Here is a 15,726-nt window from a genome sequence, read left to right as displayed (position 1 = left end):
AAAGAGGATAAATATCATGAAACCATCAGAAGAAAGAAAACGAATTTTACATAAAAGATGGGCGATAGCAATAGTAATTGCAGCTATTATTGCAACTCTACTACACATTTGGTATTTAGTATTAGCATTTATCTTCATTGTTGGCGGAACATGTTTAGGACTTAACCTTATTATAGATGTGATGAGCTGGCTTGAAGGTGATGATTTAGGCCCAGATCTTAAATCTAAAAATAAGAGACCGAGTGATTTTGGTCAAGAGAATGACATATCTAATACAATGTGGGATATCTATACTACAGATCAAATTATCAAACATAGTCCATATAACAATGATGATAATTTTCGTAATGATAATGATTTCCATGACGATGACAATTTTCGTGATAAATAACTTCTATATTAGCAGATAATTATAATGATACGCAAAAGTCTGCAGTAACCCAATGTCGTAAGTTGTGGATCTTCTCCCCAAAGTACTGATAGAAAAAATGAATGACTTTAACCAAGCAGCTCACAGCTAGACCGTGTGGGTTGCTTGGCTTTGGTTAATATTTGTAAGTATCCTTATTGATCACGTCTGAGAAGCCCCCGCAAATCTTCCTGGAAAAACTGCTGCATATTAGTGTAAGATTTTGTTAGTTGATGTAGCCCTATGGATTAAAAGGAAGTATTATTAAAATGAAAAAAGTCTACTTTTTATGTACTGGTAACTCTTGTCGCAGTCAAATGGCAGAAGGATATGCTAAAGTTCTCCTGAAGGGAAAGTATGAAGTTCAAAGTGCTGGAATTGAAACTCATAGATTAAATCCAAACGCAGTTAAAGTGATGGCCGAAGATGGCATTGATATCAGCAATCAAAGTTCTAAACTAATTGATCCAGATTACTTAAATGTTGCGGACCTAGTCATTACTTTATGTGGTGATGCAAGAGGCCGGTGTCCGGTATTATTCCCACATTCGCGAAGCATTCATTGGCCGTTACCCGATCCAGCATACGCTGAGGGTACGGATGAACAAAAATTAGCTGTTTTTCGTCAAGTGCGTAATGAGATAAAAGAACATATTTCTAAATTGGATTAGGGAAGTATCAATAGATATGGCAGTATATTTTATTCAATATAATTTATCAGGGAAAATTGTTGAGCAATATTCTTGTGATTTTGATCAGCTAAAAGCTAATCCTATCGGCGAAAAAGTAAGGATAACAACAGACGACGGTAAAATATATATCGGATTTTTGGATACTTTGCTTAGACAAGACACAGTTCAAACTGCTGAAATCAGTAAGTACGATTTGGATGAAAAAACTTCTAATTTAAGAAGTTCAAATAGTATAGTAACCTTTGTCCCGACAAACAGAATTACTAAACTCGAAGCAATTTTACATAGCAATCCACGATGGGGAACACGACCGACTAACAAGTTCGAATTTTCTAAGCCAGTGAAAATAGATTCCAAACAAGATCCTTTTAAGAATTGGCCTACAACACACACCCCCAGCCTAAATAGCTGAGTGCCGTGCATTTCATGATAGTGGAAGACGTTAAAATTGATGAAAATGGGTATTATGATACTCAGAAGTATCCTGACTTTCGATATTGGATATTCGAAAGGTACAGGAAAATCAATCATTATATAAGGTTGGCTATACTAGCGGCTCTGTTGAAAAGCAAATTGCCAATGCAGAAAATGAATCGACATACTTGTATGGACCAGTAAAAGTTTGCAAAGAAATTCAAGTGGCCAACTTGGATTCGGAAGCATTGGAGACAGCGATTCATCATGCTCTAGCAAACTATCGACTCAATGTGGATATTATAAGGCGACCAATGATCGAATGATTCACCCAAGAGAGTAGTTTGTAACGGATTTGGACACTATTGATGACGTGGTGAATGAAATAGTGTCTAAACTTCGAATGAATCAGTGATCTATAGTAACAGTTAATGCTTTCGACTAGGCCGCTCAACTGGACATAAAGTAACTAAAAGAATATGAGGTGTAATTATTGAATCAATTAATCGTTCTTGGTAATGGCTTTGATATTCACTGTGGTTTAAGAAGCAGATATTCAGATTTTTTCTTAGATAGATTTAATACATTGTTTTGTAGAGATAAGGATAATGTAAATCAAATTGAAGAGTTGGAAGACAGTTTAGCTCAGGAAAGATGTAAAATTTTATCATTTATTTCGGATGTAAGAAGTCAGCTTAATTTCTCTCCAAATGATAATAATGACTGCGACTACTTTGAACATTACAAAGAAAAGTTTTTTTCGGCGGGAAACGATATTACTCGATGGGATTTATTTTTTCTTTTTGCAGATGCTTGTGTGGACAGGAGCATAAACAAATATGAATGGCAAGATGTCGAATCTCTAATCTTTGATGTTATTTCTATTGCATTAAATGCAAATAGTACTTACAAGATGAATTATGCGGAAAATGTCCAGATAGGTCTGCGTGAAGATGAGGGTATTAAGTTCTTTTCAAAAATTGTTTATTATTTATCTTATACCGGACACAATGAGCCTGAAGACATTGCAGCTGAACTATTAAAAGAATTAAAAAAGTTTGAACATATCTTTGCGGTCTATATTGTAAATCAAATCGATCTGAATCAGACTCGAAAAGGGTATGTTGATAATGCAATCAAGTTATACAAACAGATTTCTAAATACAATCGGTCTAATAAAAATTCTGCAAGTGGCAAAATTGATGTTCTGAGTTTCAATTATTCGTTAGATGATAGGTTTAAGGATATTTTGGATAAAGAAATAGATGATAATAGGTTAAATACTTGGTCTAATATTCATGGAATTGCTCATCATGAAGAAACACCATATTATCCAGCTCCTATTTTTGGCATTGATAGTCATGGTATTCTTTCAAAAAATAGCCAATCCAATTTTAGAATTTCATTTACTAAAGCCTATAGAGTTATTGAGAATGAGATAAATGAAATGAGAAGTTCATCAGGATATGCCGGACAAGACTTGATTACAATTTATGGTCATTCATTAGGAGCAGCAGATTATTCATATTTTGAAGCTATTTTTGACGAGAATAATCTTTACCACTCTGATTGTAAGATAGAATACTACTATTATCCGGGCAAGAATGATCAGGAAAAACTAATTATGCGGCAGCAAGCCATAACTCGCCTATATAACTTACTCACCGATTACGGTAATTCGCTGAGCGAAACGCATGGCTATAATATTTTAAACAAATTAAATTTGGAAAATCGGCTTAGCGTAATTCCAAGTGAATAATTTTCTAATTTCAGTTTTCCTCACAGATGCAGTAATTTTATTTTGAAAGGTTATGTGTTCCCACAAACCAGTAATAATTTGGTACTTGCTGTTCATCTCAAAATCAAGGCAATATTTGGCATTATGCAAGCGAGTTAACTAACACAATGTTTTGAGTTAAGCAAAGATAATGAGTTAGCATAGCTATTAATTCGAAATGTGTAACTAACTACAACAACTCGTGGCATGTTGAGTCAGTCGTTGTAATGGAACGAGCATAGCAAAGTTCAATTACTTACGAATGACTCATGCAATAGCGCTCGAAGAATGAGGAACATAGTGACGAAATGATTCGGAAGCGCGAACTGTTGAGAGTATTTCTATCCTCAAGTGCGACTAACAGAAGTATTCAAGCTTAGAAACGCTCCACACGATAGCCGCCCAAGAATGAGGAACAAAGTGACGAATGATTGGTTAGTGGCGAACCGTCGAGAGCATACGGTGCTGGAACGTACAGAAAAATAGCCGATAAACAGCGTCATGACTGTATTTACAGATGATTAAAAGTGTACTAATTCTGATTTTAACGATTGGAATTAGTACACTTTTCTATTTGGAGCCGGTGGGTCGAGTATGCAAATATCCAGTTTGGCAGGCCGATATGCATATGAGTAGTAAGTAAAAATCGCTAATCTAGGCGAAATATTAAAAATATTCAGTATGTTGATACACTCGATATAAAAATAGGCACCCACTAATTGAGTACCATATTATTACTACTTAAAATTGTTGTTGGATCAAAGAAGTTAAATCCTCTAATGAGATTTTATAGGGATCTTTTATCCAATTGATGAATACATTCCAAATAGCACCTATATCAAAATAAGATAAATATCTTAATTTAACTAGGGCGAGTTCCTCATTATCTTGGGTGCCATTGTGAAAGTCTATAAAATATTTTGGAAAAATCTCATTGTATTTCTCAAGAATTAATGATGCTAGATTAGCATTTACCAATATTGTCAACTCTGGGATGAAGGGCTCCCAGAATTTGAATAGTTGTTTAACCATCTTTTGTTGAGAAGTAGGACGATTATTACTGACATAGTTAATCCAATTTTTCATCCATTCATCTAAATAGTTATCTAATATTGATTGTTTATCTGGAAATATTCGATAGAAGGTTCGTCGGGAGATTCCAGCATTATTAACAATATCAACAATGGTTATTTGCTGGTAGTTTTTTTCTGTTAATAAATAGAAAAAGCTATTTACAATTCTTTCTTTATTCTGTTGGTACATTCGATTGTGCATTCTTTGATACTCCTGTCTTTGCCACAAATTTAGCTTTTTGGGACAGTTTTTAAGATTGGTCCAGAACTATTGCTAATTATTATGGTAGGTTGTATCTTGATATTACAGTCCTTGTCACACGTGTGTCAATAATTTAAACTGTTTTGACGTGTCAATGAAAGGAATAATAATGTCACAAACAAGAAAAGTTATTGGCTTTATTGGTTTAATCTTAGCGATGTTTATGGGAGCTTTAGATGCAACGATTGTAAATATTGCTCTGCCAGATATTATGAAAGATCTGAATACCGGGTTAACAGCAACAAGTTGGGTAGCAACAATTTATGTTTTAGCAATGGCTTCGTTTATTATTACAGCTGCGAAATTAGCTGATATTTTGGGTCGTAAAAAAATTATGCTACTAGGGGTTGTCCTCTTTGGTAGTTTTTCTGCTGTCTGTATGATTACACGGTCTTTATCGTTACTAATTATAGCGCGATTCTTTCAAGGTATTGGTGGTGCAATTCTCACGCCGATTGTTCTTCCGATGGGTATTGAGTTATTTGGTAAGATAAATACAAGTAAAATTACTGCCTTTATGGGAGCTTTTAGTGCTTTAGCAGCTGCAGGTGGTCCAGCTATTGGTGGATTTATTATTAATTGTTCCAACTATCATTGGATTTTTGGTATTAATGTTCCAATTGCAATTGTTGCATTTATCTTGATTTCGATTGGAACTAAAGAATCTTATGATACATCTATTAAAAAATCGATTGACTGGTTAGGGGTTATTTTACTTACAGTTCTACTATCATCACTTTGTTACGGCTTACTCGAAGGACATGAGAATGGTTGGACCTCGACCATTATTATTTCGTGTTTTGCTATCAGTATCATTAGTATGCCTTTGTTGGTTTGGGTCGAAAGAAAAGTTAAATCACCAATTATTGATTTAGGACTCTTCAGAGAAAAGACTTTTACTTCCTCCTGTATTGTTTATTTGATTTTTGGCTTTGCTATTATTGGTCCATCATTAATTTTGAATTATTTTTTACAAAACGTAAAAGGATTCTCGGCACTTCATTCTTCCTATTTGATAATTCCAGCATCTTTATCAATTGCTATTGGAATGCCTTTGGCTACTAAAATGTATCGAGTGGTTAGCTCAAGATTATTAATTGGAATAGGGTTAGTGATTACAGCAGGTGGATTAGCAATGTTAGGACTTGTAAAAACCAATACTAGTTCTGCAATGATCATCTGTTGTAACATTATCGTTGGTCTAGGGCTTGGGTTTATTGCAATTGCAATGACTTCTTCCGTGAAGTTTTTACCAGTCAATAAAACTGGAATTGGTTCCGGAATTGTTAATGCTGCTCGTTATGTTGGCCAAGCGCTGGGAATGGCACTGTTGGTTACCATCTTAAACAATAATGTTATAACTGCAAAGAACCACATTCGTGATACTGCCTATACACAGATTAACAAACGGGTACTATCACCACATGTCAGAATGGTCGCACGTCAACAAATCAGAAAGACATTTAGAAATTCTGGAAACACAAAAGTTAGTAGTAATCAAAAGAAAATGAAACAACGGATTATCCAAGCTGCTAAAAGCCAAGCTAATTTGCCAGTTCCCAAAAAGAAGAGTAGTTATTATCAACTATATTTGGCTAGTCGCCAATTACTGATTGGAACAAATCAGCTAAGTAAAGTACAACAAGTAGCAAAATATACAATTCCACTCGCTCAGGGACAAAATAAATTAGGCAATGGAATCAAACTATTAGCCCAAAAAGACGAGTTAGAAGCAGCATTGTATAAGATAAAAGAGAAGAAAAATGAAGAACTAGCTAAAGCATTTGGAAAAGTGTTCAACCTTACAGCACTCGTCACTCTATTGGCTACCCCACTAGCCATGTTAACTGATAGAAAAAATAGCACCCGGCCAAAATAGCTGAATGCCGCCAATCCTAAATGTTACATCTTACATCTTAACTTTAATTATTTCACCATCTTTGAACGGGAATTTGAAAGTCATCATTTTTGAATTCAATGTTGTATTCTAAGATGATGACTTTCTTTACATTTTCTGATAACAGTGTTATTTTAAATTGTAAATAACACTGTTATCAGGAGCAACGTAAATGAATGATAAAATCGAAGAAAAAATAATAAAAGCAACAATTAATTTTATTCGTACAAATGGTTATCAAACCGTTTCACTGCGTAAAATTTCTCAAGCAGCCGGAGTTACAACAGGGGCGTTTTATAAGCGCTTCAGGAATAAGGATGTTTTATTTTATCGAACAGCGATGATTTTATCGCAGCAATTTGTTACTAAGTTTGCAATTAATAATGAATTATCTGCTTTTAATCAAATCCTTCAAATTGCGCAACAGTTTTGTGAGGAGTTTCAAAAACAACCACAAGTAATGGATTTTCTGTTCTTTAATCCAACAATTATTCAGGTTTATCAAACAGAGAACGATGATTTTAATTTCTTGAAAGAGATTAAACACTTAGCCCAACAAGTAAATCCAAGAATTCTGAATGATCAGCAATTTTTTGAACAGCTATGGGCTTTCATCCAGGGATATTCGCTGTTAATCAAAAATGGTGTCACCACTTATGATCCCCAAGTCGTTAAAGTAACCCTCAGTCAAATGGTAGGAGAAAAATAATGAATACATTAATAATTTATTGTCATCCTTATCCGCAAAGTTTTAACCATGCGATCCTTCAAGCAGTTCAGAATAATTTAAAATCAAAGAATATTGAATTTACAACTATCGATTTATATGCTGAGCGCTTTAGCCCCGTTTATACGAAAAAAGACCTGTCGCTTTTTCATACAGGAAAAACAACAGATCCATTAGTCGTAAAATATCTCAATTTATTAAAGGAGGCAAAAACAGTAATCTTTATTACCCCGATCTGGTGGAATAGCATTCCAGGAATATTAAAGGGCTTTATTGATAAGGTAATGATGGAAGGTAAGGGACTTTCACATACCATTAGTAAAGTTGGGGTAAAAGGGGAGCTAACCAATATTGAGCATTGTTATGTTCTAACGACTTCCACTTCGCCAACATTTTATATTAAATATTTAAGTGGTAACGCAATCAAGAAAATTTTTATCAATCAAACCTTAAAACAACTTGGCTTTCAAAATTGTCATTGGCAAAATTTTGGAATGATTTCCGATTCATCGGTGAAACGACGTAAAAAATATCTTGCCAAAATACAACAAGAACATTTTGTTTAGTATGAAGTCTTATTTTTCTTTCTTGGAAAAAGTAAACTAGTTAATATAGAAAGTGCAACAAAAATAATTGAATATTTATATAATTTAGTAAAAGCTTTTCCGTTTAGAAGGTAGTTTGGAGCATTGGGAATTACAGGGAATTAGTAATCTTCAAAAAATAACAGTGGGTTACGGATTAGCTGAATATAGGGCAGTAGTTAAATATTTGAAAGAATAACTAAAGAAACTAGAAGATTAAGTTAGCTGAGTACCGTATTGTTGCACAGATGATTATTGGACCAATAGGAAAAAGAACTCATTTTGCTAGATAATCCATCATCTTCAAAAGTAGAGATTACTTACTCTATTAGGACAAATTTGAACTAATGAATCATTGTTCTTTAATCTTAATTTAGTTGAGTTCAGCTGGCGCTAAGTAATCAACTAAAGAATTATCTTTTTGAAATATTTCAAGATACTGTTTATAATATAAGTAAGATGTAAAACGTAAGACGTGAGATGTATTGAGGAGGGATTATTATGGACAACGCATTAACTGGTAAGATGTCACAAAAAGGCCAAGTGGTAATTCCAGCAGCCATTCGTAAAGCACTAGGATTGAAAAAAGGAACGGAAGTGTCATTTGAGGTTAAAGATAACGAAATTCACATTAAAAAGTTACCAACTGCACTTGACTGGGCCGATTTGGTCAAAGAGATTCCGGTAGAAGACGTTAAAATTGATGAGAATGGTCATTATGATCCCAAAAAGTATCCGGACTTTCATGACTGGATGGTTAATGGCTAATGGAACCAATGGATATTTATATTGCTAATGTTCCATTTGACGAGGAAACAGATCGTAAAATACGACCAGCTTTGGTAATAGAAGTCGAGAGGGAGAGAGTAATAGTTTTTAAAATTACGAGTCAATATCAGAATAAGTCTACTCAGATAAAGAGACTTTATTACCCAATTAAAGAATGGCAAGAGGCTGGCCTCTATAAAAAATCTTATGTAGATACACATAAAATGTATCGACTAGCTAAGAAATGGATCTTTAGTCGACAACCGATTGGTAAATTAACGGATATTGATCGTATAGGTTTGTTTGAATTTATCAATCAGTTAAAGAATAGCTAATGAGATCCCACTTCAGCTTTGTTCGGGTGGAACAATTTATTGAAAAAATTCATCTTACACATTCAAAAATAAAGGAGTAGTAATCATGGCGCAGTTATTTTATAGTCCTGACCTAGCTGATCGACTACCTCATAATAATACTGGTAAGATTAGCCAAAAACCTTTACGACGGTGGCAGCTTAGTCCGGTAAAGATTGATAATAAAACATACTATCTATATGTAGAAGAGGAAACTGGTTTGCCAGTCTTTACTGACAAATTAGGCGAGGGTAATTTTAGTCAAGCTGCCATTAACTTTCTAAATGAAATGCCCTTTTTGGTTGATCCGCAACGTACTTGGTTAATACAAAATGTTTTTTCATTTAATTTATACCGGCCAATCCCATCTGCTGAAAACAAAAAGCTTAAAAATTATTTGCAGATAATTGCTAGCCACCAAGCAGAATTTAAGGAAACCCTTAACGATAATGATGATTTTTCATCAACTGAGGATTTCAATGATCTTGTCTACTTATTGTTAGCTTTATCTGGAAACAATCAGGAAGTATTAATGAAATTTTGCCAATTGGTTAATGAAGAATATCCGGTAAAGGTGAAAGCTCCACGACCGGGGGCCAAATATTGTACTATCAAGCCACAATTTAAAGATCCCCGTATTTGGGCGGATGACGAAGGAAAAGCCTCAGCAGATAATCCAGCAACAGTTCAAGCGATTAGCCAAAACAACCAGCAAATGATTGACCAGTTTATCGCCAGTTCTGATGGTCAGTTAATGGGGGATGATAAGACTGCTCGTCGTATCTTGGACCAATTTTTGAACCACTTTATGTTAAAAAATAAAATTTGCACGGTCACTACTAACCTAGCTGCGCCAAACATCTTTTTCGCTGGAACGTTAGATCAAATTGATGAGGATCTTCTTTCTGTTACGTTATCCAGTTTCTATAATTTTTTGAGTCATACGGGGATCGTGAGTCAATCTGCTGCTAGGGATGTTTCAGACTATCTACGGACGAGCTACGATATTATCTATGGAGAACCGGAATTAGCTGCATCCGAAGATGACTATCAAGATTCCCTTATTCAGCAATTGCTTGATGAACTAACTCCGGCGCAAGCAGATATGTCAGTGGATGTTGAGAACCGTCGATTGATTAATCCGCAAAACTATGACCAAGCATATGTAATTACTGCTGAATTAGCTGATTTTAAACCGCTAGTAAGCCGTACGTTCGTGATTAAGGGTAGTAGTACAATTGAGGAACTTGCTGAAACAGTGATTTTGATGTTTCATGGCGACTTGGCACACTTGTATGATGCAATTAACGAACAGACTGAGGAATTTTATACTCAGTCAGAGGATTTTGTGCCAGGCGGGATGACAAAAGTTAAGCTTGATCTGGCAACAGTCTCATTATTAAATGAAAAAGATAAATTAACTATTCATTATGACTATGGGGACGGCTGGGAGTTTAAACTTCATGTCCAAAAAATTCAACCAGTTACTAATCAGGAGCTACCACATGTTCAAAAAGCCCGTGGTTACGGTATTATTGAAGATATTGGTGGTGTCGGTGGTTTAGAGCAGTATTATGATGATTACCAAAAAGGGCAAGTTGATCCAGACCTTTTAGACTGGTTAGGTGGAGAACCAATTGACCTCAATGCTGTAGACATTGCCGAATTAAACCAGTTAATTAAATGATTTATCTCACCATCTTTGAACGTGAACTTTATGTAACGTTGAAAGATGGTGCTTTTTTCTATAGTCGAGTAGGCGCTTATAGGATAATTGTGTACTCAACGTTTTATATTATTAATAAAAGAAAATTGTTAAAGGAGGTAGCAAAATGACAGATCGACAAGCAAATGTGAAACTAAGAAGTTATCAAACATCTGATTGTATGGACATTATTGCTTTGTTTTATCAGACAGTTCACCAAATTAATAAGGCAGATTATACGGAGCAGCAGTTAAATGTTTGGGCAACTGGCAATGAAGATCCGATTGAATGGGATCGTTCACTGAGTTCTCACTATACAATTGTGGCTATTGTTAATGATCAAATTGTGGGATTTGGTGATATTGATCAAACAGGATATTTGGATAGGCTATTTGTGCATTCCGATTTTCAACGCCAAGGAATTGCCACCGCTATTTGTAATGCTTTGGAGGAAAAAGTTAGTGCAGGTTTGATTACCACGTATGCATCATTAACGGTTGTTCCATTTTTCGCTCACCGGGGATATGCAATCAAACAAAAGAATCTAGTTGTCAGAAATGGGGTTAAACTTACTAATTTTTTGATGTGTAAAATTCTATAATCAATAGTGTAATTGCTTGCCATATTCTTAATCAAGCTAGTCTAGACAAAAATGGTACCCATTTAAATTAACTGAGAGCAATAATTACAAAATTATATCTACATCTTAACTTTAATTACTTCCTCATCTTTGAACGGAAATTGTAGGTAGCGATTAAAGCTAATAATTTCTCAGAGTATTTACAAAGCCACCATATGTGTTAGGCAATTTCACTACTTATTGTTTAATTTGAGTCAGGAGAGCAGTTTTGCCAGAACTGCGTAAACCCGTAATGAAAATTACTCGATTAGGATCATCATATGTAATCGCTTAGTCAACTGAGATAGGATTTTCAAAATCACTTTGATAGTTGGGAAGAATAATTTGAGGTGGGGCCAAAAGCTTGGATCAAATGGATTTCTTAGCTGATTGATCACTTATTTTTACATTCTTTTACATTTTGATTTTATTTTACATTCTTTTACATTTTGAAGTAATTTTTTGCTCCTAAAATGTCTATGCTAAGCATTTTTGTTCTATTCATAAGAAAAAACAGCTTCATTATTGCATAAAACAGTAAAAACTAAATCTTCAACCTATACAAAAATCATCACCTCATTTTAGTAACGAAGCGATGATTATGATACAAAATTTATTTTTGCCTGTTTCTAATTTGCTTATTAATTCGATTAATATGTTGCTCTTCTAACAAACGAATAAAAAGCCAAATAGCGATATAGACGATAATGAAAATTATAATGGTTTGCCAATTAAGAGGCCAGTGATTGATTAGCATCATTACAGAATATAGAATAAAAGTCCCGATTAAGTGAATAACGAGAGCGATCGAATACGGTAGTTCTGTTTGAAAGACAAAACTTAATTCCCCAATTAATCCACTAATAACGAACACTGTAATGACACTAGTAGTAGAAACAGTCATATTAGGTGTGAGAAATGCAATAATTGCGAGATAAGTAATAGATCCATAACCCATCCCGCGAATAAAGTAACGGATACCCCTTTTTAAATTTATCATTTTATAGTCCCAATCTTCTTTCTAACTCTGGTAGATATTTCCGTGAAACATCGGCACGTTGATCAAAATTTAATTTAGCAATCATGTTGCCAGTAAATCCGGCTTCTAAGGAAAGTAAATGATTTAAATTAATAATGCCGTGTTTTGATACTTGAACAAAATTTTCGTTAAGCCTTGTTAATACCTGATATAGTCGTCCGTTTGTTTGAATTACATCACTTTTTGTATAAAAAGTGAGAATGTTTTTGGTTACCTCTACCTTGATAAGCTCTGTTTGTTTTATAGTTAAAATCCTGTCTTCTGTTTTTATTGGGATTAAAGAGCTACTTTTTTGATCATACTTATCTAAATAATTAAGCAGGTTAATAACTTTGTCGTTTTTAGTAACAGCGTTCACAGTAATATTAAGATCGTCAGGACCTAGTAATGGATCTGACTGAAAATGAATTTGCACAATTAACTCTTCCTCTGATATCGATTTGCCAAAACAGCTCCAAGACCTATTAAAACTATAGACATTCCCACAATCATTAATGCATTACTATAATTATTTAACTGATAACCATGAATCTTGAAGTGGATACCCAGATATTCAATCATTTGGTACCGACTGGATGGCGGTAAAAATTTTTTGCTTAGTTTATTTAGCAGAAGGCTTCGCAAGCTAGCAGCCTCATAACTACTTGGAAATAATTTTACTACAAATTGTGCTGATTTGGATAATGTTCCATAGGGCATATAAGTAGCAATCATAAATCCGGAAGCTGCTCCGATTATGGCAGAAAGGCGGCTAAAAGTCGTAGAAGAATGGATTAGGTCAACAATAATTAAATTAACAGCACTTGCGCCAATTGCACCTAAAACAATAAAAACTAACCCGGGAAGCAATGCAGTAGTTGGAATAGTAATACTATCCACTAAAATAAAGTAAACTGCCATGATGAAGAATGTAATAATCTGCATTAATGTGCTAATAAATATTGTTGCAGTTAAATAGCTACAATTAATTTGGAACGGTGTCAAATCAGTTAGGCTTAAATCATCCCATGTTCGACTTTCTCGATCTTTGACTAATTGACCAAGAGCTTGAAATGAAGTGGTAATGCCGGCAATGGCGACAATTCCACTAATCATCCATAAATCTAACATTTCCTTTGCATGAGGCAATGATTGCCATGAAGATATCAGGTTTTGCTGCAAAAAACCAATATAAATAAAGAATGAAATTAAAGCACCAAGGCAAGACATCAAGACACCAATCTTATTAGCAAAGTAAATCTTTAAGTTTCTTTTAATTAACGCAATCATATTATTGAAGCTCCTTTCCGGTAATTTTGACAAAAGCATCGTTAATTGAACCGGGGGTATATGAGAAGTTAATGATATACTCTTGATTGCTATGTAGTAATGTAATAACTTCTGAAGAATTAAGACCATCAAAAGAAAATTTTTGAGGTGTTAATTGTTTCTCAGGGTAGTTAGTTTGTAGCTTATGTCCATTTGTTGTAACCACTAATTTAGTTGGTGCATAATGTTGTTTAATATCGGTTGCTGAGCCAGAAACTAAAATTTTGCCGTTTTCTAAGATATACATTTGATCGGCATTTTCGGCTTCTTCTAAGTAATGAGTTGTTAGAAAAATAGTTAGACCATGTTCCTTTTGGAGCTTTTGAAGGAGGTTCCAAATAACAAGTCGCGTTTGTAAATCCAATCCAGTTGTCGGTTCATCAAGGAAAAGAATATCTGGGTCGGTAATCAAGGCACGAGTGATATCAACCCTGCGTCGCTGTCCACCAGATAATGTTCCATAGCGCTGATTTAGAAAATGGGTGAGGCCCATTAGGCTAATTAACTGGTGAACCCATTCAGTATGATCTTCATGATATAAGTTTGATCTAAAGTTAAGATTATCTTTAACTGAAAGCTCTTTATCGAGAATGCTATCTTGGAAGACAACGCCAATTTTTATTCCTTGACGGCGTGTGATCATCCCGGAGGTTGGCGTCATTAAACCAGTAAGAAGATTGATAGTAGTTGATTTCCCTGCACCATTAGTACCTAGGTAAGCAATTAATTGACCACGATCGATCTGTAAATTTACGTTATCTAGAGCTAATTTTGTTCCGTATCTTTTAGTAAGATTATTTGCCTTAATTAACATGATTAGAATGCCTCCTGATATATTTGATAGTGTGAATATATCAGTAAAAACAATATTTGTGATTGATAGAAAGATAAGTGGTTAATATATGAATATGAAATGCAATTATGGTTAACTAAAAATAGCACCCAAATTCGAAGAGCTGATTGCTATGTAAACTTTAATACCATCTTTGAATGTGGATTCATGTTAGAGTAGGATTAGGCTTTGGTGTTGGTATAAGGCGCAAAAGAAGTTGAATTTCATAAAACGATTTATCGTATAATTAAAGTAAAAATGAGGTGAGAAGAAATGAATAATATCTCTAAAAGTGACTGGCAATTATATAACAAGTTGCTCCCTAAATGGCAAGAAAGGTATATGAATCGCCTTAATCAGGAATACAAGAAAATATTAGAGAGTGATAGTTTACCATCAAATAAATTTTGGAAGCTAGAAAAACGAATAAAAGCGGATCGAAAATCGCCTGGAGTTATTGTTGAAGTATCAAGAAGTTATATGTTTCAAACTTTACTGGAGTTAATGTCAGAGAAAGTAATTACAGATGAAGATTTAAGTGGCTTCAGCAAAGAATTAAGAGATGATATTAATGCTGTTATTAAACAATTTGGTTAATCTAATATTTTGAGAATCTTGATGGGTAATAATAGTAGCTAGCTAAATGGAGTTAAACTACATGGAAATAGGTAAAGAATACGCGTTAAATAACGGTGATATCATTACCGTTACTCAAGTATATTGGCATTACGAAAATAGGGGGAAACTGCTTGGTCATTTTTACTATTGATAATAAATTTCAGACGTGCTAAGATCAAATAAATTAAAGGTATTCCACCGGGAATCAAAAAGATAGTTACCTTTTCCGTTAGGTCTTTGAAGGAAAAGGATAACTATCTTTTTTATTTTTTATAAAGGAGAAATTTATTATGCAATGGATTTATTTGTTATTAGCTGGATTACTAGAATGTTGTTGGTCCACTACAATGAAACTCAGTAATGGCTTTTCAATCTTGTGGTGGACAGTTATCACCATCATCGGTATGATTTTAAGTTTTGTTTTTCTCTCGCTAGCTCTTAAAGGAATAAATTTATCAATAGCTTATCCTATTTGGACCGGAATTGGAGCTGTTGGGTCAATCTTCATTGGGATTCTTCTTTTTCATGATTCGCTAAGCCCAACCACGTGGTTTTTCATTGCCTTATTGATTATTGGTATCATTGGAATTAAGATGACAAGTCACTAGCTGATTGGAATGATATTTTCTTTTTGTACTACAGATCCATA

Annotated in this window: 19 protein-coding genes; 14 read left to right on the top strand and 5 right to left on the bottom strand. The window is 34.2% G+C overall.

Features of this window, described 5'->3' with window-relative positions; all coding sequences use genetic code 11:
• Nucleotides 1-16: 16 nt before the first annotated feature.
• The 5 genes from LMC10_RS04545 to LMC10_RS04525 all read left to right on the top strand — a co-directional run bounded on the left by LMC10_RS04545 (nucleotide 17) and on the right by LMC10_RS04525 (nucleotide 3,274).
• Nucleotides 17-391, top strand: a complete 375-nt coding sequence (locus LMC10_RS04545) for a hypothetical protein (RefSeq protein ID WP_229269069.1) — start codon at nucleotides 17-19, stop codon at nucleotides 389-391.
• 287 nt (nucleotides 392-678) lie between these two features.
• A complete protein-coding gene (gene arsC / locus LMC10_RS04540) occupies nucleotides 679-1,080 on the top strand; it encodes an arsenate reductase (thioredoxin) (protein ID WP_229269068.1) in 402 nt (133 codons plus the stop codon).
• A 16-nt stretch (nucleotides 1,081-1,096) separates the two neighbouring features.
• Nucleotides 1,097-1,513: a hypothetical protein gene (locus LMC10_RS04535; protein WP_229269067.1), complete on the top strand. Its 417-nt coding sequence runs from the start codon at nucleotides 1,097-1,099 to the stop codon at nucleotides 1,511-1,513.
• A gap of 85 nt (nucleotides 1,514-1,598) precedes the next feature.
• The gene (locus tag LMC10_RS04530) at nucleotides 1,599-1,841 is read left to right on the top strand and encodes a GIY-YIG nuclease family protein (RefSeq protein WP_411377806.1); all 243 of its coding nucleotides are present in this window, start codon (nucleotides 1,599-1,601) and stop codon (nucleotides 1,839-1,841) included.
• A gap of 167 nt (nucleotides 1,842-2,008) precedes the next feature.
• Nucleotides 2,009-3,274, top strand: a complete 1,266-nt coding sequence (locus LMC10_RS04525; RefSeq protein WP_229269066.1) for an AbiH family protein — start codon at nucleotides 2,009-2,011, stop codon at nucleotides 3,272-3,274.
• A 759-nt stretch (nucleotides 3,275-4,033) separates the two neighbouring features.
• On the opposite strand, the gene LMC10_RS04520 is transcribed toward LMC10_RS04525, so the two are convergent.
• Nucleotides 4,034-4,567, bottom strand: a complete 534-nt coding sequence (locus LMC10_RS04520) for a TetR/AcrR family transcriptional regulator (protein WP_229269065.1) — start codon at nucleotides 4,565-4,567, stop codon at nucleotides 4,034-4,036.
• A 169-nt stretch (nucleotides 4,568-4,736) separates the two neighbouring features.
• On the opposite strand from LMC10_RS04520, the gene LMC10_RS04515 reads away from it, so the two are divergent.
• The 7 genes from LMC10_RS04515 (at nucleotide 4,737) to LMC10_RS04485 (ending at nucleotide 11,262) form a co-directional block, all read left to right on the top strand.
• On the top strand, nucleotides 4,737-6,506 hold the full coding sequence (locus LMC10_RS04515; protein ID WP_229269064.1) for a DHA2 family efflux MFS transporter permease subunit: 1,770 nt from the start codon (nucleotides 4,737-4,739) through the stop codon (nucleotides 6,504-6,506).
• A gap of 190 nt (nucleotides 6,507-6,696) precedes the next feature.
• Nucleotides 6,697-7,233: a TetR/AcrR family transcriptional regulator gene (locus LMC10_RS04510; RefSeq protein ID WP_229269063.1), complete on the top strand. Its 537-nt coding sequence runs from the start codon at nucleotides 6,697-6,699 to the stop codon at nucleotides 7,231-7,233.
• Nucleotides 7,233-7,817, top strand: coding sequence for an NAD(P)H-dependent oxidoreductase (locus LMC10_RS04505; RefSeq protein ID WP_229269062.1), 585 nt, complete (start codon nucleotides 7,233-7,235; stop codon nucleotides 7,815-7,817). Before LMC10_RS04510 ends, LMC10_RS04505 begins: the two co-directional genes overlap by 1 nt.
• A gap of 519 nt (nucleotides 7,818-8,336) precedes the next feature.
• Nucleotides 8,337-8,603: an AbrB/MazE/SpoVT family DNA-binding domain-containing protein gene (locus tag LMC10_RS04500; protein ID WP_218046694.1), complete on the top strand. Its 267-nt coding sequence runs from the start codon at nucleotides 8,337-8,339 to the stop codon at nucleotides 8,601-8,603.
• Nucleotides 8,603-8,938, top strand: coding sequence for a type II toxin-antitoxin system PemK/MazF family toxin (locus LMC10_RS04495; protein ID WP_229269061.1), 336 nt, complete (start codon nucleotides 8,603-8,605; stop codon nucleotides 8,936-8,938). Before LMC10_RS04500 ends, LMC10_RS04495 begins: the two co-directional genes overlap by 1 nt.
• Before the next feature lie 85 nt (nucleotides 8,939-9,023).
• A complete protein-coding gene (locus LMC10_RS04490) occupies nucleotides 9,024-10,643 on the top strand; it encodes a plasmid pRiA4b ORF-3 family protein (RefSeq protein WP_229269060.1) in 1,620 nt (539 codons plus the stop codon).
• A 145-nt stretch (nucleotides 10,644-10,788) separates the two neighbouring features.
• Nucleotides 10,789-11,262, top strand: a complete 474-nt coding sequence (locus LMC10_RS04485) for a GNAT family N-acetyltransferase (protein WP_229269059.1) — start codon at nucleotides 10,789-10,791, stop codon at nucleotides 11,260-11,262.
• Nucleotides 11,263-11,893: 631 nt separating this feature from the next.
• Here the strand turns inward: LMC10_RS04485 and LMC10_RS04480 are convergent.
• Genes LMC10_RS04480 through LMC10_RS04465 form a run of 4 tightly spaced genes read right to left on the bottom strand, consistent with a single transcriptional unit; the run spans nucleotide 11,894 to nucleotide 14,441 of the window.
• Entirely contained in the window at nucleotides 11,894-12,280 is a 387-nt protein-coding gene (locus LMC10_RS04480) for a DUF3021 domain-containing protein (protein ID WP_218046692.1), read from the bottom strand.
• A 1-nt stretch (nucleotide 12,281) separates the two neighbouring features.
• Nucleotides 12,282-12,734, bottom strand: coding sequence for a LytTR family DNA-binding domain-containing protein (locus LMC10_RS04475; protein WP_229269058.1), 453 nt, complete (start codon nucleotides 12,732-12,734; stop codon nucleotides 12,282-12,284).
• A gap of 2 nt (nucleotides 12,735-12,736) precedes the next feature.
• Nucleotides 12,737-13,588 (bottom strand): ABC transporter permease, encoded by an 852-nt coding sequence (locus tag LMC10_RS04470; protein ID WP_003668726.1) that lies wholly within the window; start codon nucleotides 13,586-13,588, stop codon nucleotides 12,737-12,739.
• Between the two features lies 1 nt (nucleotide 13,589).
• Entirely contained in the window at nucleotides 13,590-14,441 is an 852-nt protein-coding gene (locus tag LMC10_RS04465) for an ABC transporter ATP-binding protein (protein WP_229269057.1), read from the bottom strand.
• A gap of 291 nt (nucleotides 14,442-14,732) precedes the next feature.
• Between LMC10_RS04465 and LMC10_RS04460 the strand changes: the two genes are divergently transcribed.
• A complete protein-coding gene (locus LMC10_RS04460; protein ID WP_229269056.1) occupies nucleotides 14,733-15,056 on the top strand; it encodes a multidrug transporter in 324 nt (107 codons plus the stop codon).
• Nucleotides 15,057-15,367: 311 nt separating this feature from the next.
• Nucleotides 15,368-15,685 carry a DMT family transporter gene (locus tag LMC10_RS04455; protein ID WP_218046880.1) on the top strand — a complete coding sequence of 106 codons (318 nt, stop codon included), beginning with the start codon at nucleotides 15,368-15,370 and terminating at the stop codon, nucleotides 15,683-15,685.
• Nucleotides 15,686-15,726: the final 41 nt, after the last annotated feature.

Source organism: Limosilactobacillus reuteri subsp. simiae (assembly GCF_020784875.1).
In the GTDB taxonomy this organism is placed as follows: domain Bacteria; phylum Bacillota; class Bacilli; order Lactobacillales; family Lactobacillaceae; genus Limosilactobacillus; species Limosilactobacillus reuteri_H.
Note: the sequence above shows the minus strand (reverse complement) of the source record. Positions and strands in the feature narration are given on the sequence as shown.